This window comes from Dyadobacter soli (assembly GCF_900101885.1).
GTDB lineage: Bacteria > Bacteroidota > Bacteroidia > Cytophagales > Spirosomataceae > Dyadobacter > Dyadobacter soli.
In genome coordinates, this window is sequence record NZ_FNAN01000003.1 from 20,931 (window position 1) to 37,848 (window position 16,918).

The following is a 16,918-nucleotide window of genomic DNA, read 5'->3' on the forward strand; positions in this document are numbered from 1 at the left end:
TTCGGGTAATGTCAGGCGGCTGTTTTTTGCTCAGCCCAGTCAATAATTTGTTCTGCGGCGGCGAGACCTTCGCGTGAAACACCGGCTAAAAGATTTCCATCGTAACTCATCGCAAGATGAAGTGTATTGTAGGCTTCTATGAATAATGTGAGCATCTTTTTGTCTACCGCGGATAATTCATCCCTATACCAATCGACGCTTTTTCTGCCTTTTTTCTTATTTCCAAAAACAACATCCAATGCTTCCAGAACACCGATATAGGCGGTATGTCCGGCCATTTTTACATACTTTTTGTCTTTGTACAAGTTATCTTCCTTGATAGCCTTTTCGCGAAGAATTTGTTTTGCATTTGTGAGGTAGCGACGTGCTTCTTCAATAGTACTAACGTTTTTCATAGTTGCGTGTATTTATGTGTTAAAAAAACTGTCGGAAGCAGCCTTCGAAAAAAATGAAGGCTGCTTCCGACAGTGAATATACTTAAATTCCTACCGCCTGCGTAAACTCCGCATCGGTAGGCAATACTTTGGAAGCGAAGAAGTGAGTCAGCTCGCCTTTTTCGTTGATCACGTATTTGCAGAAATTCCAGGTTGGGACTTTGTCGTTCCAGCCGTTCTGGTCTTTGGTGCTCAGCCATTTGTAGATCGGTGACTGGTCATCGCCCAATACGGATACTTTCTCGAACATCGGGAAAGTTACGCCGTAGGTTGCCGAGCAGAAGGTCGCGATCTCTTCGCTGGTGCCTGGCTCCTGGCCGCCGAAGTTGTTGGCAGGGAAGCCGAGTACCACCACTTTGTCGCCGTGGTCTTTGTAGAATTTCTCCCAATCGGCGTACTGCTTGGTGTAGCCGCATTTGGAAGCCACATTCAGGATCACTACTTTTTTGCCTTTGTATTTGCTCAAATCCACGGTTTTGCCGCCTACCAGCGATTTTACCTTGAAATCATACAGCGTTTGTTTTGCAACAGGAGCATTCTCGGGACGTGTCGCGATCTCGGATTTGTCGACGAAAAGTCCGGTAATCAATGAAGTAATCATAATGAAAAGTGTCTTTATTAGGCTCATCGTAATTTTGGTTATGGTTAGTACATATAGTAAAAAAGTGAATTCATGCACGGATCGGGCTATCGCCATTCCCAAAACACTATACGGCCCGATTTTACAAATAGTTGCTTACATCCGTTCGGGGACGTCTATGCCCAATAACCCCAAAGACTTACGAATCGTTTCCGCTACGGCGCCCGATAATGCGACGCGCAGTTTCACCGCCTCCGGATCGGGATCCGAGAAGATCGAAACCTCCGCATAGAACTGGTTATACACCTTCGCGAGGTCGAATGCATACTGCGAAATGAGCGACGGCGCGAACTCGTTGGCCGCAGCCAGGACCTTCACCGGATATTGCGACAATGCAAATACCAGCTCACGCTCAGCCTGGTGCATGGCATAACTATCTCCTGGAACTTCCGCAGGTATGCCCGCTTGCTCGGCCTTGCGTATGATCGAGCGAATACGCGCGTAGGTGTATTGAATAAATGGCCCTGTATGTCCCTGGAAATCAATAGACTCTTCGGGATTGAAGAGCATTCTCTTCTTCGGGTCAACTTTCAGCAGGAAGTATTTTAATGCGCCCAATGCGAGCTGATTGTAAAGTTGCTTGGCCTCGTCGCTGGCGAAGTCGTCGATTTTGCCGAGCTCCTGGGTACGGTCGGAGGCGGTTTGCACCATTTGCGCCACGAGGTCGTCGGCATCGACGACGGTACCTTCGCGGGATTTCATTTTACCCGATGGCAAATCCACCATGCCGTAGCTGATGTGATAGCAACCATCCGCATAAGTACGGCCGAGACGTTTCAGGATCGCAAACAATACTTTGAAGTGGTAATCCTGCTCATTACCTACCACCCACAGGTAGCGGTCGTTGCCGAAGTCGCTATTTTTTAGCTCAGTAGTACCTAAATCCTGGGTAATGTAAACGGAGGTGCCGTCGCCGCGGAGTACCAGTTTCTCGTCAAGGCCTTCCTGGGTAAGATCGATCCAAACCGAATTGTCAGGCTTTTTAAAGAATACGCCTTTTTGAAGGCCTTCTTCGATAATATCTTTTCCTAATAGGTAAGTATTTGATTCATAATAGGTTTTATCAAAACTCACACCGATTTTTTTGTACGTTTCGGCAAAACCCTCATAAACCCAGCTGTTCATTTTCTGCCAGAGCGCTACCGTTTCGGGATCGTTATTTTCCCAAAGCAAGAGCAATTGCTGCGCTTCCAGAATCCACGGCGCCTTTTTGGCCGCTTCTTCCTCGCTCAGACCTTCCTCGACGAGCGCTTTGATCTGCTTTTTATATTCAATATCAAACAAAACATAATACTTGCCAGCCAAATGGTCGCCTTTGATACCGCTCGATTCGGGCGTTTCGCCATTGCCGAGCTCACGGTAAGCCAGCATCGACTTACATATATGAATACCGCGATCGTTGACGAGGCACGTTTTCACGACATTGTAACCGCTGGCCTTCAAAATTTTCGAAAGCGAATCGCCCAGGAAGTTGTTGCGCAAATGGCCCAGGTGAAGCGGCTTGTTGGTATTGGGCGAAGAAAATTCGACCATCACCGAGCTCCCGTTCGAAGGCAATGTGCCAAAGTTTTCGTCGGAAGCGATTTTGCCGAACAGTTCGAGCCAGGTACTGTCTTTCAGGCTGATGTTCAGGAAGCCCTGTACGACATTGAAACCCGCCACGAGTGACGACGAAGCTACGAGTTCATCGCCGATGATCTGACCGATTTCAGCCGGCGCCTTGCGGGCCGATTTGGTCAAAGGAAACGTGACAAATGTGTAAAATCCCTCAAATTCTTTCTTGGTAGGTTGGAGTAGGATCTCCTGGTTGTCCAGCTGGAAATGCTTTTGGACCGCATTTTGAATATCCTCCTTGAGTATTGCTTCAATTGTCATGAAAAATCGGGGATTACATTCCCGCAAGTTTTTATTTAAGTGAAATTATTTCTAATATTAATAGCAATGTAAGCCTTGCAGCACGCAAAATTAGGCTAATTATTGATGTGTGTCACACCCCAGAAGGAAGAAGTTATGCATAACCGTTCTATAAATTATTTCGGGTTGAAATTAATGCTGCTAATGGTCGTCGCACCGCTCTGGGGCGCGCTGGCACAGTTGCAGCAATCCGACCGCCTCGAAATCCCGACGAGCTCTTCTTCTTCCGAACAATTCGAGGTTTTCAGTCTGGGGGAAAGAGGTATTTTGTCGGTGATACGCGGTAACGAATTCTCGAACCGCAACGAGCAATGGGAGTTTGTGAAATATGATACGACGCTAAAAGCACTCTGGCGGACTTCCTACAAGCTGGACTATCGGTACATTCCGGTAATGGCCTACAAAGGGGAAGAGAGTGGTTACTGGTTGTTTGCCGAGCCCGATACCGACAAGTTCCTGTTCCTGCAACTGAATTTCCAGGACGGTTCCATCGATACCTATAAAGGCAACCTGCTTTCGGGTGTCGATGTGCAGCATTTCAAAGTAATCGGCAGCAAGGCATTGGTGTCCGGTTACTACCGTTCGCGCCCGATTGTGATCGTGCATTCCTTTTTCGACCATACTACCCGCGTACTACCCGGCCTTTTTGAGAAGAATACCGAGCTGAATAATGTCGATATCAATGAGATCGACGGGTACATTAACGTGATCACTTATGCCTACCGCAGGAAAAATTGTGTTTTTGAAATAAAAACTTATAATTATGATGGAAAGCTATTGAAGCGGACCAGTTTGAGCGATCCGCGTTACAGCTTTATTTCCGGGCAGATCGTCCCATTGAATGCGGATGATTCGTACCTGATCGGTAACTACTCGGTGGGATGTACCCAATATTCGCAGGGGCTTTACGTGACCCACATTTCCGACGATACGCCGGAGGAGCCGCAATTCATCGAGTTTTCCGAATTGCAGAATTTCTTCAACTATATGAAACCCAAGCGGCGTGCGCGGGTGCTCGAAAAAATCGGTAAGCGGAAGAGCCTGGGCAAAGAAAACCGGTTCCGTTACCGGCTGCTGGTGCATCAGCTGATCCAGACCGAGAAGGAGATCGTGCTGGTGGCCGAGGTATATTATCCAAACCAGCGCTCCACAAGCCCGATCATTTCCGGCGGAATGTCGCGTCCGTACGTAGCGCGCGCACTCGAAGGTTACCGCTATACGCACGCGATCGTATGCGGGTTCGACCTCAGCGGCAAGCTCATTTGGGATAACACCATTACCATTAAAGATCTGACTAGCTTTGATTTACAAGAAATGGTGCAGGTAACACCCGTCGACGACTATTTTGTGCTGGCCTATCCACAGGAAGGCGAAATCCATACCGAGGTGATCAGCCGGAACAAAGTGGTGGTAGAAACGGAGAAATTTAAAATTAATCCCAAGTCGGAGAAGGAAAAGGTGCTGAACAATGAAGACGGCTACCTTTCGCCGTGGTATGGTCAATATTTCCTCGCTTACGGCATGCAGCGTATCGGTACCTCGTCGATCGTACAAGGGCGTGAGGTGTTTTATGTGAACAAGCTCACTTACAAAACCGACGAAATCGGGAAGATGGAGGCCAAAGAAGAAGCTTCCCGGCCCGGTCAGCAGCCATAATGTTACCTAATCGACGAGCCAGATGTGGTCGGCGTCGAAGCCCTGTTCCTTCCATTCTACCTGCACGCGCTGTGTTTCCACAGTGCTAACCTTCATTCCCACATAATCGGGGCCAATGGGCAGCTCGCGGTTATAGCGGCGGTCGATGAGTACCAGCAATTCCACCACTTTCGGGCGTCCGAACGCGGTCATGGCGTCGAGTGCGGCGCGCACCATACGCCCGCTGGCGAGCACGTCGTCGATCAGGATCACTTTTTTGCCTTCGATCAGGAACGGGACATTGGTTTTGTTCGGTACGAGGGGAGATTCGCGGCGGCGGAAATCGTCACGATAGAATGTAGCATCCAGGTGTCCCAGCAGGATATCCTGGCCGGTTATTTCGCGGAGCTCCTTCACAATGCGTTCGGCAAAGTGGATTCCCCTGGGCTGCAAGCCCATGACAACCGTGTTTGAAAAATCCTGGTGATTTTCAATCAGTTGCTGGCATAGCCGGCTGATCATTATTTCCAGAAGGGGGCTGCTAAGTACTAATCGTTTTTGGGGTATCATGAAATTTCCCTGAATTTTAGCCTAAATTAAAGTGCTCTTAGACGAAATTAAAACTTTTATTCAATGAAATATCTCATTGCCGGGCTGGGGAATATTGGTCCGGAGTATGCTTTTACCCGGCATAATGCCGGTTTCATGGTGCTGGACCGCCTTGCCGCCCAGCACGATTTCAAATTTTCTTTCGAGAAACTGGCATTCACGGCCGAGTGGAAGTATAAAGGCAGGCACATTTATTTTATCAAACCCACTACGTACATGAACCTGAGCGGAAAATCGATCCGGTACTACATGGACCAGTACAAAGTGACGGCTGAAAACACGTTAACCATTGTGGATGAGCTGCAATTGCCGTTCGGGACGTTGCGGATCAAGCCGAAAGGCAGCCACGGCGGACACAATGGTTTGAAGAATATTGAGGAACTACTGGGCACCACGGAATACCCCAAATTGCGTTTCGGGATCGGAAATAATTTTCCCCGCGGCAGGCAAGTAGATTACGTGTTAAAACCTTTTTCCAATGAGGAAATGGCGGAGCTACCCATCATTTTAGACAAAGCGGGAGATATGGTTACATCGTTTTGTACTTTGGGTATACAGTCGACAATGAATAATTATAACCAATGATTGTACTTTTTAAAGAAAATATAAATATTTCAAGAATTGTATTTATTTGGTTTTGTGTTGATTTTGTAAAATTTAATAAAACTTATTCGCTGATTATTAGTAGAAAATAAGTTTTAAAGTGTCGGGATTGCGATAAAATTCCAAAGAATATTTTGAAGTACTGAATTTGTACAATTTGTAATTTCAAAATTAATTCGGACATTTGTAATGCAATCAGGCAGAAGGAAAATTGAATAAATCCATGACGCCAAACTGAAATAGCCTTATCTTTGCATTATAAAGGGATTTCGGGGTTGCATTCCGGTAAATTCAAGTCTGCCGGGAGTTTGAAAAAAGGACGAAACAGCAAGATTTCGTCAGATCTGGAGAATAATTAACAGCGTATATTGGTTAAGTTCTCTGAATTTTGTAAAAAAGAAAAATTCGAGTATTATTGATAGTATTCTGACTTTACAAAAACAATGAAACGTTCAGCACGTCTGATACGTTAACAAGAAAAGGAAAAACAGCTTTAAAGCTAAAAGATATATAAGATAAGAAAAGGTTAAGGGTTTAGGAATAGTCAGTATAAAGCCATCTCCATGAGATGGCTTTATCTTTTTACCGGCTCCGCCCAAACTTCCACTCTTCTGTTCGACTTCTTAGTCTCTTCCGTCCGGTTGACCTGGTTCGGTTGTGCCGACCCATAGCCCGATCCCTCGATACGATTAGCAATAATGCCTTTGCCGATCAGGTAGGCTTTCACAGTCTCCACGCGCTTGTTGGAGAGTTCCAGGTTCTTTTCAAAACTTCCCGTGTTATCGGTATGGCCTTTCAATACCAGCCGCAAGTCCTGCCGTTTTTGAAAATAATTCACAATCGAGTCGAGGTCGGCGAGGGCGCTGTCTTCCAGCACTTCGGTACCCTGACTGAAATAGAGCGTCGATAGGGGCGTAGAATGCGTTTCGGGCGCCATATTCATCAATGCCTTCACTTCTTCGAAGCGGTTATTGGTGCGGATGGTCACACTTTTGGCCTGAAAACCATCGGCTTGCGCGGTAATGCGATAGGTTTCATGTGGAGGCAATTCCACATTGTAGATGCCGTCGACTGTTTTGGTATGTGCCACCAGCGAATCGTTGGCCGATTTGCGGACGTGTACTTCTGCGTCATTCACGGGTTTCAGGCTGCCGCCATCGTAAACCCGGCCGGTGACCACGGCCAGATTTTTGTTCCGGACCGGCTCCGGTTTTTCCTCTACCGGCTTTGGCTCTTCCTTCGGTTCTTCTTTTTGGGCAACCGGCTCTTTGAAAGTCTTCGCGATCGTCTGGTAGCTCCTGCGCACAAACACCGGCGTCATTACCCGGTCGTACACGCGGATCAATGCCACGGTGCCCGCACTGGCTTCGTTGCCGGCGATGAGGTCGTCCTGGAAAATATTCAGTACCTGGTCGGCATCGAGCACACCTTCCGTGCCGGGATCTTTGAAATCCAGTTTCAGGATACCATTGATGTACATTCTGATGACTTTGGTTTCGTAGTCGCGCGAGTACACATAATGCACCCACTGCTTTGCACGTACGGCGGCTTTTTCGCTCATGGCGAAGTTGAAGAAATTGAGTTTGCCATGATAAACATAGCTCCCGTAGTCGCTCTTGCGGTTTTTGAAATCGAGCACGCGTTTCCAGATGTCGAGCGAGTCGAGTTTGAAATAGATTTCGACCGTAAATGATTTATTTAGAAAGCCTTTGGCCTCGCCGCTGTTGAATTGCAGGCCGCTGTTTTTTTCAAAAAGATAAATGGACCGGGAAAGGTAATCGGAGCCGGGGATTTGTTCTTTGATAATCTGCCCGGGCCGACCAAGTGGTTTTAATGCGGGGCCGCCGCTTTCAATGGGTAGGAAGCCGTTGTTGAAATCATAAGTCCATTGATTTTGGGCATGAACGTGGAGCGCCGCGACGCAAAGCAGGGACATCAGCACCGCCCGCAGCGCATTTTTTTTATTAATCATACCCAAAAATATAAAAAGTGGGGGCGGAAGCCGAGGTACAACTTGTAATTTTGGATGGTTATTATTCTTGCGTGTGAAAAACATCGGTATCGGTCTTCTCTTTTCCATTTTCTGGTCGTCGGCGTCCGTAGCAACGAAATTCGGCGTGCAATCGGCGGCTCCCCTGATACTGGCAAACGTTCGGTTCTTTATAGCTGGTATCCTGCTGCTGTCATTTTCGTACATATTTGCCAAAAATCCGGATTACCGGCTGCCTAGGAAAAAGGAATGGCAGCAACTGGCATTATTCGGTTTCCTGAATACAACGCTCTACCTGGGCCTGTACGTGTACGCGATGAAGTATACCGCCGCCGGGATCGGCAGCCTGGCAGTGTCGACCAACCCGCTGATCATCGTGCTGTTGTCATCGTGGTGGCTGAAAAGAAAGCCCAAAGCCGAGGAATGGACAGGGATTATATTGGGAATGGGCGGCGTGGCGGTAGCGACTTATCCATTGCTGGCCGACAGCTACACGACCGTCGGAGGCATTACATTGCTGCTTATCAGCATGGTAGCGGTTTCGGCGGCAAGCGTTTACTATGCTACCGTGAAATGGCAGCTGCCCAACCTGCTTATCAATGGCTGGCAGGTTTTTCTGGGCGGCGTTTTTCTGCTGCCTGCTACATTATTGATGGCCGATTTCGGTACTACTAAACTGGATACCGTCTTTTGGGGTTCGGTACTCTGGCTTAGCCTTGCCGTTTCGATCGTGGGGTTGATATGCTGGTTTTACCTGCTCCGGATCGATACCGTCAAAGCGTCGCTATGGCTGTTTCTGTGCCCGCTTTTTGGGTTTTTCTTCGCGTGGTGGCTCATGGGTGAGCCCGTGACTATTTACACCGTTTTCGGGACGGTGCTGGTAGTGGCAGGGCTCTACGCCGGGCAACGGACGAAATTTGCAGGAAAATAGTAGTTTAATCTACCAGTATTTCACCTTTGAGGTACAACTTCGCCTGGCCGCCGATGAAAACGCGGTCGCCGTCGAGCTCGCATTTGAGAAAGCCGCCGCGGCGTGAAAGCTGGCGCGCATTCAACTGGTTTTTGGAAAGCTTTTCGGCCCAGTAGGGGATCAAAGTCGTGTGCGCGGAGCCGGTTACGGGGTCTTCGTCGATGCCCGATTGCGGTGCGAAGAAACGCGAAACGAAATCCACTTCATCGCTGGCAGCAGTGACGATCACGCCGCGCGCCGGAATGGTGGAAAGAATAATGATATCAAAATCGAGATTTCTCACCACGTCCTCCGATTCCAGTACTACCAGATAGTCGGTTTTGCCTTTGTAAACTTCCAGGAGTGTCGTGTTTTTCAAACTTTCGACCAGCCCCGGAGGCGGCACGGCAATGTGGTATTGATCGACAGGGAAATTCAATGTAAGCCAATCTTCCTTGCAATCGACGGTGAGCACACCGCTTCTCGACTCGAAGCTGATCGACCGCCCTTCATAATTCTGGATATTGAAAATTACATACGCAGCCGCGAGTGTAGCGTGCCCGCAAAGATCCACTTCCACCATCGGAGTGAACCAGCGGATATGAAAACCATTTTCAGTCGGTACGTAGAATGCAGTCTCGGCGAGGTTGTTTTCGGCGGCGATGGCGAGCATCGTTTCCTCCGGCAGCCATTGTTCCAAAGGAACTACCGCGGCAGGGTTTCCACCAAACAACTTGTCAGTAAAAGCATCGATTTGGTATATAGGCAGTTTCATGAAGTCAAATGGGCTTGGTTACGGCAAGGTATTAAAAATATCCGCTACGGGAAGATTTTCTTACCAATTTTTAATATAATTTATTGGAAATAGATAAAAAATCAAAGAGGCGATGGTGCTAGTTTCTCCTGTTTTTCATGCGGAGATAAACGCCGTTTGTCCAGCCGAAGCCTTCCTGTATTTCATATTCCCCGCCACCGGCGATGAGGTTGGTGTCCGACACATTGTATTTTTCGAGCATCTTGCCCGAATGCCTGAACTCCTTTTCGATCAGTCCCAGCCATTCGTCGCTGAGCTCGTTGGCGGTTCTGTGAAAATTATAATTCCTCAAACCTTTGTAAACGACCCATTGCAGCGGCGCCCAGCCATTCGGCGCGTCCCATTGCTGGCCGGTACGCACCATCGTGGTAAGTAGTCCGCCAGATTTCAGAAAATTAAGCCTTATGTATGCTCGCACATAATGCGAATGCGGCTTGGGTGCGAGTTTGAAGAACAGGGGAAAAGCACCCGCAATGGTAATGGCCTTGGTGAAATCCCTTTTCCGGAAGTCATAATCCATATAATAATGCTTCGATTCGTCCCAGAAATAGGTCTGAATAGCAATATTCCGCTGCCGCGCTTTTTCCTCGTAAAGCAAATGCATTCGACGGTTATCGCACAGCAAATAGGCTTCCGCGATGGTCTTTTCGAGGTGGTACAGGAGACAATTGAGGTCGATAGGCAGAATGTCGGTGGTGTGAATGGATGCGAAATCGGTTTCATCTGCAAACCACCGGCTGCTGAAATCCCAGCCCGATTCCGCAGCGGCCCGGATATGACGGTAAACTTCGTCCGCCGGGGTGCCGTATTTTTCGGACACTTCCTGTGCAAGATGGGTATCCTCGCTGTAAGATTCCGGGCGCGGCGTGGCCTTATCATCCCAATAGCGGTTCAATAGCGCACCGTCGGGCAGGTATACCAGTCGCCGGTGTGCCGTGAAAGGCTCGCAAGGCTCCTGGCAGCCATCCATCCAGTAATCGTATTCCTTTTGCATTTGGGGCAGGTATCGTTTCAAAACCTTTTTGCCCTCCATATCACTGAACAGCCTCACCATCAATGAGAAGAATGGCGGCTGTGAGCGGCTGAGATAGTAAGTTCTGTTAGCTGTCGGTATAAAACCCAATGTATCCACCAGGTAGGCGAAGTTGTTGAGCATGTTCTCGATCAGCTCCGCGCGCCCTGATTCTTTAAGTCCCAGCATTGTAAAATAGCTGTCCCAGTAATAAATCTCGCGAAAACGTCCGCCCGGCACCACGTACGGATGGGGTAATGGAATAAGCGACCCGCCCCGTTCCTGGTTCTCGGGCTGGCGCGTCAGTACCGACCAGAGCTTACCCACATGGTCGGAAACCGGCTCGCTTTTGTCTGAAATAAATTCGGAGGCAATGTGGCCAGGCATCCTGAAATGCCCGCGCACGAATGCCTCCATGTCGAAGTCGGGCTCATCCTTTTCCCGGTGATACCGTTCGATAATCAGTACCGGATCTTCCAGCGGAATGGCGTCGGCGAATGTTTTGGAATCGGAGAAAATATGGCTGCTCTGCACATCACGGAATAGCGTTCCGTACAACTCCTCGGGGGAGATGTGAGCCTGGCCGTAAGTGAATGAAGGAGCAACAAAACCGTACAAAACAAACTGACTTTAAAGGGTTTTCAACTGGATTATTTGACTTCTGTAAATTTGAGTTTTGGTAACAACATCGCATTCTCGATGAGCCTGATCTGAATATTCAGGATACCCGCTTCCGCATTGGCGTCGATTTTCTCCGCATCGTCGGTTGGCTTGTGGTAATCGTCGTGGCCACCGGTATGGAAGAACAGTACGGGTATTTGTTTGGCGTAAAAAGAACCATGGTCCGAGCCGCCGCTCCCTGCATTATCTGTAAAAAACTTGGTATCGCTTTTCACGTCCTTGAAAACCAACGGCCATTCGGCGCTGGTGCCGTATCCGCCGATCCCCACGCCCCGGTTTGGATCGTAGCGACCGATCATATCCATGTTCGACATGAAACTGATATCGGCCAACGGCAGGGTCGGATTATTGACGAAATAACGCGAGCCTACCAAGCCTAGTTCTTCCGCTCCGAATGCGATAAAAAGGAAGTTATAAGGCTCCTTTTTGTCATTTCCGCTAAAATACCGCGCCAGTTCGAGCAGTCCGGCCACACCTGAGGCATTGTCGTCGGCACCGTTATGAATTTGCCCTTCCGGCTTTTCGGCCTTGGAGCTTCCCTGCCGGCCGAGCCCAAGGTGGTCAAAATGAGCACCTATGACAATGGTATATTGCGCCCCGTTGTCGAGAAACCCGATCACATTTCTGGCTTCGCGAATACTATCGGGCACGACAATGCGCCGGATCTTCGCGGTGAAAGGCTGGTAGTAACCGTCGGTGCCTTTGGGTAAAAGATGGTACTTTTTGAATTGTTTCACCACATATTTCGCGGCTTTTTCATTCTCTTTGCTGCCTGTGCCGCGGCCTTTCATTTTGTCCGACGCCAGGTAGGAGATGTGTTTACGGATGTTTTCCGGTGAGGGAGTTACGGACTGTCCGAATGCCTGCATAGCGCCCAAAACGAGCAGCAGACTGTGAAAAAAGATTCTCATTCGATATAAAATAGTTAACGGGCAAAGATAAGCCGCCAAGAGGCGGGCGGGTTGCGGAAGCGGACAGAATTTTTGCATTTATTTGTATTTTCAGGCATCCGGGCTTAATATTGCACCATCAATCAATTGCTTCACTTGAACGGCGGTTGATTTATAAAGAAGAGGCGAGAGAATGGGCTCAATGAACCTCTGGCAACCTGCTACCGCGACGGAGAAAGGTGCTAATTCCCACCTAAGTTTATTAGGAGATATAAAATCAATTCGTGTGATCTTACAGTTAGAAATTTCCGTAAGCCGATTGGCTTTAGTCTCGCAGCTACAACCGAAAAATTGTATTTCGGCTGTCCATTTTACCCTGTGTTGAATTTAACCACGTGCTGTGGCTCTTATGCAAGCGGAACAGAAGACATTTAAGTACCCATATCCTTACGCGCTCGAAATGGGGGGCGAATTGCCAGGGTTTGAACTCGCATACACTACCTACGGAGAAAGGAACGGCAGCGATACCAACATCGTGTGGATTTGCCACGCGCTTACCGGCAGCTCCAATGCGCACGACTGGTGGGATGGTATCGTAGGCGATGATAAATATTTCAATCCTTCGCAGCATTTCATCATTTGCGTGAATGTGCTCGGCTCGGCTTATGGGTCCACAGGGCCGCTTTCCGTAAATCCCCGGACCAACCAGCCTTATTACCACACCTTCCCGACGCTTACCGTGCGGGACGTGGTAGGTACGCTCGACCTTCTGCGGCAGGAGTTGGCGATCAGCAAGATCAAAATCTGCATTGGCGGCTCGCTGGGCGGCCAGCAGGCGCTCGAATGGGCGGTAGAAAAGCCCGATCTGTTCGATGAGCTGATCCTGATCGCATCCAATGCATTGCATTCGCCGTGGGGTATCGCATTCAACGAATCGCAGCGGATGGCCATCGAAGCAGATCCTACTTACAAAGAGGAAAGTGACGAAGCAGGCGCGATGGGTATGCGCGCGGCACGGTCGATCGCGTTGCTTTCCTACCGGAATTACGATACTTACAACTTTACGCAAGCCCGCGACAATCCCGACCAGATCGACGATTTTCGCGCGTCATCGTACCAGCAGTACCAGGGCGACAAGTTTGTGAAACGGTTTAATGCATTCTCCTACTGGGCGCTCTCCAAGATCATGGACTCGCATAATGTAGGCCGCAACCGAGGAGGTATCGTGCATGCGCTCGGGCTCGTGAAGGCGAAAACGCTGGTACTCGGCATCAAGTCCGACCTGCTATTCCCGTTGACGGAGCAGCAATTCCTTGCCCGCCACATTCCCGACGCCGCATTCCAGGAAATCGATTCGCTATACGGCCACGACGGCTTCCTGATCGAATACAAGCAGCTCACGCAGGTGATCAGGGCTTGGCAGGAGACGAACGGGCAGTTGCAGATGGCGCGTATCCGCTAATGCATTGATTTTCATATAAAATAGAAAAGTCCCGATCGCAATCGATCGGGACTTTTGTTTTAATGTATTTCAAAAACTTACTTCGAAAGGGTCAGCAACAGCTCAGGCTCGTTGGTGGTAATGTAATCCACGTCTTTTTCGAGGAAGTATTTCAAATCTGCTTCGTCATTTACCGTCCACACATTGGTAGTCAGTTTTTTCTGGCGCATTGCGGGAATGTAATCCTCTTTTTTCTTCAAAACGCTCAGATGGTAATCGATACCGTCGAGGCCGGCTGCCTGGATCTCGTCAGGCGTTTTGTCGCCGTTCAGGTATTCTACGTGTGCTTTTGGAGCAAGTTCTTTCACTTTCAGACAAACATCCCAGCTGAATGCGATGTAGTCGGTGATTTTCTCCACCTTCATTTTCTTCACCAATTCCACGCATTTGGTAGCCAATGCGAGCGATCGTTCCTTACTGATTTTAGAAGTTTTGATTTCGAGGATCAAACGCGTTTTCTTCTGCTTCGCACCTGCTTTCAAATAAGCCTCCAAAGTAGGCAATGCCTCGCCGTCAGCCAGCTTGATCTTCGAAAGCTCTGCCGAATTGGTCGTTTCGATATTAGTACCCTGAATCGAATGGTCGTGCAGCACATACAAAACCGAATCCGCCGACATATGCACATCGAATTCCGAGCCATAGCAACCCAGTTTGATCGCGTGTTCCAGCGCACCGATCGAGTTTTCGGTCACGCCGGTATTTTTCCAGGCGCCGCGGTGCGCGATTACCTTGTTTTTCTTTTGAGACATACCATCCATCGACACCAGGCTCATCAGCCCGATTGCAAGCATTAAAAATCCTTTTTTCATTGTATTCAAATTAAACTTCCTTTAAAAAGACATTTTCCGGCACGTTTTACCCCATCGGGCCAAAACAGCGGCGAAAATACGGCAACTTGGCCGGGTGTCTGTTAGGGCAATATTAAGTTATCCTAAAAACCGCGGTGTGGCGTCAGCGTCAGGATCACCATTTTGGACGTCGGGGTATTGCTCTTTTCAGCCACGCTCGTAATGGGCACTAGCACGTTGGTTTCCGGGAAATAGGTAGCCGTGCATTGTTCCGGAATCGGATATTCCACCACTACAAATTTGTGGGCAACACGTTCCACGCCATCGTGATTGTTATGCAAATCGACGAGGTCGCCGTTCTTCATGTTGCGATCCGCGATGTCCTTTGCATTCATCAGAATCACGCGCCGCTCGTTATAAATGCCCCGGTAGCGGTCGTTCAAACCGTAAACGGTGGTATTGAACTGGTCGTGGCTGCGGATGGTCATCATCATCAGCTCGCCTTTTTGCAAATGCGGCATTTCAGGTGCGCCGATGTGGAAATGCGCCTTGCGGGTAGGTGTGTCGAAGCTGCCTGCCCGGTTGCAGTTAGGTAAATAGAAGCCGCCCGGTTGCCTTACCCGCTCGTTATAATCCGCAAAACCTGGAATTGTACGCTCAATATCGGTTCGGATAAGGTCGTAGTCTGCGCTGTATTTATCCCAGCTCACTTTGCTGCGCGTTCCCAATGTGGCCTTGGCGAGCCTGCAAACGATCTCCGGCTCGCTTAGCAAATGCTCCGAAACCGGTTCCAGCACACCGCGGGATAATTGCACCACACCCATCGAATTCTCGCATGACACAAACCGGTTTTCGCCACTGCGCATATCTTTATCACTCCGGCCGAGGCAGGGGAGTATCAATGCCTCCTGGCCGTGTACCAGGTGGCTGCGGTTCAGTTTGGTAGAAACATGGACGGTAAGGCGGCATTTCTGCAATGCTTCGGCAGTAAATCGCGTATCGGGCGTGGCAGACAGGAAGTTGCCGCCCATCGCAAAAAAGACTTTTGCTTCGCCCGCGTGCATGGCCTTAATGCATTCCACCACATCATAACCATGCTCCCGGGGCGGCGCGAAGTGGAAGTTCTTCTCGATCGCATCCAGCAGTTTAGCGGTCGGGCGCTCGAAAATGCCCATCGTACGGTCGCCCTGCACATTGCTATGCCCACGCACCGGACAAGTACCCGCGCCCGGCTTGCCGATACTGCCTTTGAGCAACAGCAAATTCACGATTTCCTTAATGGTAGCGACGGCATTCTTGTGCTGCGTAAGCCCCATGGCCCAGCAGGCGATGATCTTGCTTTTCCCCGCAAGCACGCCCGCGACCTCCTGCACCTGCGCGTAAGGTATGCCCGCCTGCGTGGCGAGCTGTTCGGCATTGTATTGTTTCAGGTCTTGGAGGAAATCGGTGTAGCCTTGTGTGTTTTGGTTGATAAAATGCTGGTCAAAAACGCTGCCGGGCCGTTTTTCTTCCTCTTGCAGCAAAAGGAGCTCGATGGCTTTAAGTAAGGCCATGTCGCCGTTGAGCTTCACTTGCAGGAAAATGTCGGTCAGCGAGGGATTAATGCCGAGTACACCCGAAACGGTTTGCGGGTTGTTGAAGCCCATCAGACCGGTTTCCGGCAATGGATTAATGGAAATGATCGTCGCGCCGTTCGCCTTCGCCTTGCGCAATGCGGTGAGCATGCGCGGGTGATTGGTACCGGGATTCTGGCCAAGGATCATAATCACCTCGGCCTGGTAAAAGTCATTTAAAGTAACCGAGCCTTTGCCAATCCCCAGCGACTCGCCTAATGCCGTGCCGCTGCTCTCGTGGCACATATTGCTGCAATCGGGCAGGTTATTGGTGCCGTATTCCCGCACAAAAAGCTGGTAGAGGAATGCGGCTTCGTTGCTGGTACGGCCCGAGGTATAAAATACGGCCTCGTCGGGCGATGTGAGGCGGTTCAATTCCTTTCCTATTTTATCGAATGCGGCGTCCCAGGTAATGGGCTGGTAATGCGTGCCGCCTGCGGGCAGGAACATCGGTTCGGCAATGCGGCCTTTCCCACCGATTTCGTAATCCGAAAGCTTGCCCAACTCCTGCACGGAATGCTGCGAGAAAAACTCGGCCGTCAGTTTTTTGGCGGTCGCTTCTTCGGCTACGGCACGGGCGCCATTCTCGCAATATTCGGCGACGCCCGAGCGCTCGTCGTCCGGGTCGGGCCAGGCACAGCTGGGGCAATCGAAGCCGCCCTTTTTATTAAGGTTAAACAATGCCTTCATCCCGCGCTGCAAACCGGCTTCGCTGACGGTCATTTCCAATGCAGAAACGACCGCCGGAATGCCTGCGGCCACTTTTTTGATCGGTTCTTGTTTCAAACCGGTCAGTTTTTCCGGGTTTTCGGCACCGGGGATCGGAAGCGGGTTTTCGGACATTG

Annotated in this window: 14 protein-coding genes and 1 riboswitch; of the genes, 4 read left to right on the forward strand and 10 right to left on the reverse strand. The window is 49.6% G+C overall.

Going from position 1 to position 16,918, the window contains the following annotated elements; genetic code table 11:
* Positions 1-11: 11 nt before the first annotated feature.
* The 3 genes from BLQ88_RS04475 to argS form a co-directional block, all read right to left on the reverse strand.
* Positions 12-395 (reverse strand): DUF5618 family protein, encoded by a 384-nt coding sequence (locus BLQ88_RS04475; RefSeq protein ID WP_090147172.1) that lies wholly within the window; start codon positions 393-395, stop codon positions 12-14.
* A gap of 82 nt (positions 396-477) precedes the next feature.
* Complete coding sequence (locus BLQ88_RS04480) at positions 478-1,035, reverse strand: glutathione peroxidase (protein ID WP_229212574.1); 558 nt, start codon at positions 1,033-1,035, stop codon at positions 478-480.
* Positions 1,036-1,170: 135 nt separating this feature from the next.
* Complete coding sequence (gene argS, locus BLQ88_RS04485; protein WP_090147175.1) at positions 1,171-2,949, reverse strand: arginine--tRNA ligase; 1,779 nt, start codon at positions 2,947-2,949, stop codon at positions 1,171-1,173.
* 135 nt (positions 2,950-3,084) lie between these two features.
* On the opposite strand from argS, the gene BLQ88_RS04490 reads away from it, so the two are divergent.
* Entirely contained in the window at positions 3,085-4,644 is a 1,560-nt protein-coding gene (locus BLQ88_RS04490) for a hypothetical protein (RefSeq protein WP_229212575.1), read from the forward strand.
* A 6-nt stretch (positions 4,645-4,650) separates the two neighbouring features.
* On the opposite strand, the gene pyrR is transcribed toward BLQ88_RS04490, so the two are convergent.
* Entirely contained in the window at positions 4,651-5,193 is a 543-nt protein-coding gene (gene pyrR / locus BLQ88_RS04495) for a bifunctional pyr operon transcriptional regulator/uracil phosphoribosyltransferase PyrR (protein ID WP_176884896.1), read from the reverse strand.
* Positions 5,194-5,256: 63 nt separating this feature from the next.
* On the opposite strand from pyrR, the gene pth reads away from it, so the two are divergent.
* The gene (gene pth / locus BLQ88_RS04500; RefSeq protein WP_090147177.1) at positions 5,257-5,817 is read left to right on the forward strand and encodes an aminoacyl-tRNA hydrolase; all 561 of its coding nucleotides are present in this window, start codon (positions 5,257-5,259) and stop codon (positions 5,815-5,817) included.
* A 592-nt stretch (positions 5,818-6,409) separates the two neighbouring features.
* Here pth and BLQ88_RS04505 read toward each other — a convergent pair.
* Positions 6,410-7,807, reverse strand: a complete 1,398-nt coding sequence (locus BLQ88_RS04505; RefSeq protein ID WP_090147178.1) for an OmpA family protein — start codon at positions 7,805-7,807, stop codon at positions 6,410-6,412.
* 73 nt (positions 7,808-7,880) lie between these two features.
* On the opposite strand from BLQ88_RS04505, the gene BLQ88_RS04510 reads away from it, so the two are divergent.
* Entirely contained in the window at positions 7,881-8,756 is an 876-nt protein-coding gene (locus BLQ88_RS04510) for a DMT family transporter (protein WP_090147730.1), read from the forward strand.
* A 4-nt stretch (positions 8,757-8,760) separates the two neighbouring features.
* Here the strand turns inward: BLQ88_RS04510 and BLQ88_RS04515 are convergent, their stop codons facing one another.
* The 3 genes from BLQ88_RS04515 to BLQ88_RS04525 form a co-directional block, all read right to left on the reverse strand.
* Positions 8,761-9,549, reverse strand: a complete 789-nt coding sequence (locus BLQ88_RS04515) for a PhzF family protein (protein WP_090147179.1) — start codon at positions 9,547-9,549, stop codon at positions 8,761-8,763.
* A 118-nt stretch (positions 9,550-9,667) separates the two neighbouring features.
* Positions 9,668-11,218, reverse strand: coding sequence for an alpha,alpha-trehalase TreA (gene treA / locus BLQ88_RS04520; RefSeq protein ID WP_090147181.1), 1,551 nt, complete (start codon positions 11,216-11,218; stop codon positions 9,668-9,670).
* Between the two features lie 32 nt (positions 11,219-11,250).
* The gene (locus tag BLQ88_RS04525) at positions 11,251-12,192 is read right to left on the reverse strand and encodes a M20/M25/M40 family metallo-hydrolase (RefSeq protein ID WP_090147182.1); all 942 of its coding nucleotides are present in this window, start codon (positions 12,190-12,192) and stop codon (positions 11,251-11,253) included.
* 148 nt (positions 12,193-12,340) lie between these two features.
* Positions 12,341-12,449: riboswitch (SAM riboswitch) on the forward strand.
* Positions 12,450-12,580: 131 nt separating this feature from the next.
* On the opposite strand from BLQ88_RS04525, the gene BLQ88_RS04530 reads away from it, so the two are divergent.
* Positions 12,581-13,633 carry a homoserine O-acetyltransferase family protein gene (locus tag BLQ88_RS04530; RefSeq protein WP_090147184.1) on the forward strand — a complete coding sequence of 351 codons (1,053 nt, stop codon included), beginning with the start codon at positions 12,581-12,583 and terminating at the stop codon, positions 13,631-13,633.
* Positions 13,634-13,710: 77 nt separating this feature from the next.
* Here the strand turns inward: BLQ88_RS04530 and BLQ88_RS04535 are convergent, their stop codons facing one another.
* Together BLQ88_RS04535 and BLQ88_RS04540 are read right to left on the reverse strand one after the other, a co-directional pair.
* Positions 13,711-14,481, reverse strand: coding sequence for a glycerophosphodiester phosphodiesterase (locus BLQ88_RS04535; RefSeq protein WP_090147186.1), 771 nt, complete (start codon positions 14,479-14,481; stop codon positions 13,711-13,713).
* A 122-nt stretch (positions 14,482-14,603) separates the two neighbouring features.
* On the reverse strand, positions 14,604-16,916 hold the full coding sequence (locus tag BLQ88_RS04540; protein ID WP_090147187.1) for an FdhF/YdeP family oxidoreductase: 2,313 nt from the start codon (positions 16,914-16,916) through the stop codon (positions 14,604-14,606).
* Positions 16,917-16,918: the final 2 nt, after the last annotated feature.

What these genes read in the sequence shown, in the direction of transcription:
- BLQ88_RS04475 (WP_090147172.1), bottom strand. Translation starts at nt 395, where the DNA reads ATGAAAAACGTTAGTACTATTGAAGAAGCACGTCGCTACCTCACAAAT.
- BLQ88_RS04480 (WP_229212574.1), bottom strand. Translation starts at nt 1,035, where the DNA reads ATGATTACTTCATTGATTACCGGACTTTTCGTCGACAAATCCGAGATC.
- argS (WP_090147175.1), bottom strand. Translation starts at nt 2,949, where the DNA reads ATGACAATTGAAGCAATACTCAAGGAGGATATTCAAAATGCGGTCCAA.
- BLQ88_RS04490 (WP_229212575.1), top strand. Translation starts at nt 3,085, where the DNA reads ATGCATAACCGTTCTATAAATTATTTCGGGTTGAAATTAATGCTGCTA.
- pyrR (WP_176884896.1), bottom strand. Translation starts at nt 5,193, where the DNA reads ATGATACCCCAAAAACGATTAGTACTTAGCAGCCCCCTTCTGGAAATA.
- pth (WP_090147177.1), top strand. Translation starts at nt 5,257, where the DNA reads ATGAAATATCTCATTGCCGGGCTGGGGAATATTGGTCCGGAGTATGCT.
- BLQ88_RS04505 (WP_090147178.1), bottom strand. Translation starts at nt 7,807, where the DNA reads ATGATTAATAAAAAAAATGCGCTGCGGGCGGTGCTGATGTCCCTGCTT.
- BLQ88_RS04515 (WP_090147179.1), bottom strand. Translation starts at nt 9,549, where the DNA reads ATGAAACTGCCTATATACCAAATCGATGCTTTTACTGACAAGTTGTTT.
- BLQ88_RS04525 (WP_090147182.1), bottom strand. Translation starts at nt 12,192, where the DNA reads ATGAGAATCTTTTTTCACAGTCTGCTGCTCGTTTTGGGCGCTATGCAG.
- BLQ88_RS04530 (WP_090147184.1), top strand. Translation starts at nt 12,581, where the DNA reads ATGCAAGCGGAACAGAAGACATTTAAGTACCCATATCCTTACGCGCTC.
- BLQ88_RS04535 (WP_090147186.1), bottom strand. Translation starts at nt 14,481, where the DNA reads ATGAAAAAAGGATTTTTAATGCTTGCAATCGGGCTGATGAGCCTGGTG.
- BLQ88_RS04540 (WP_090147187.1), bottom strand. Translation starts at nt 16,916, where the DNA reads ATGTCCGAAAACCCGCTTCCGATCCCCGGTGCCGAAAACCCGGAAAAA.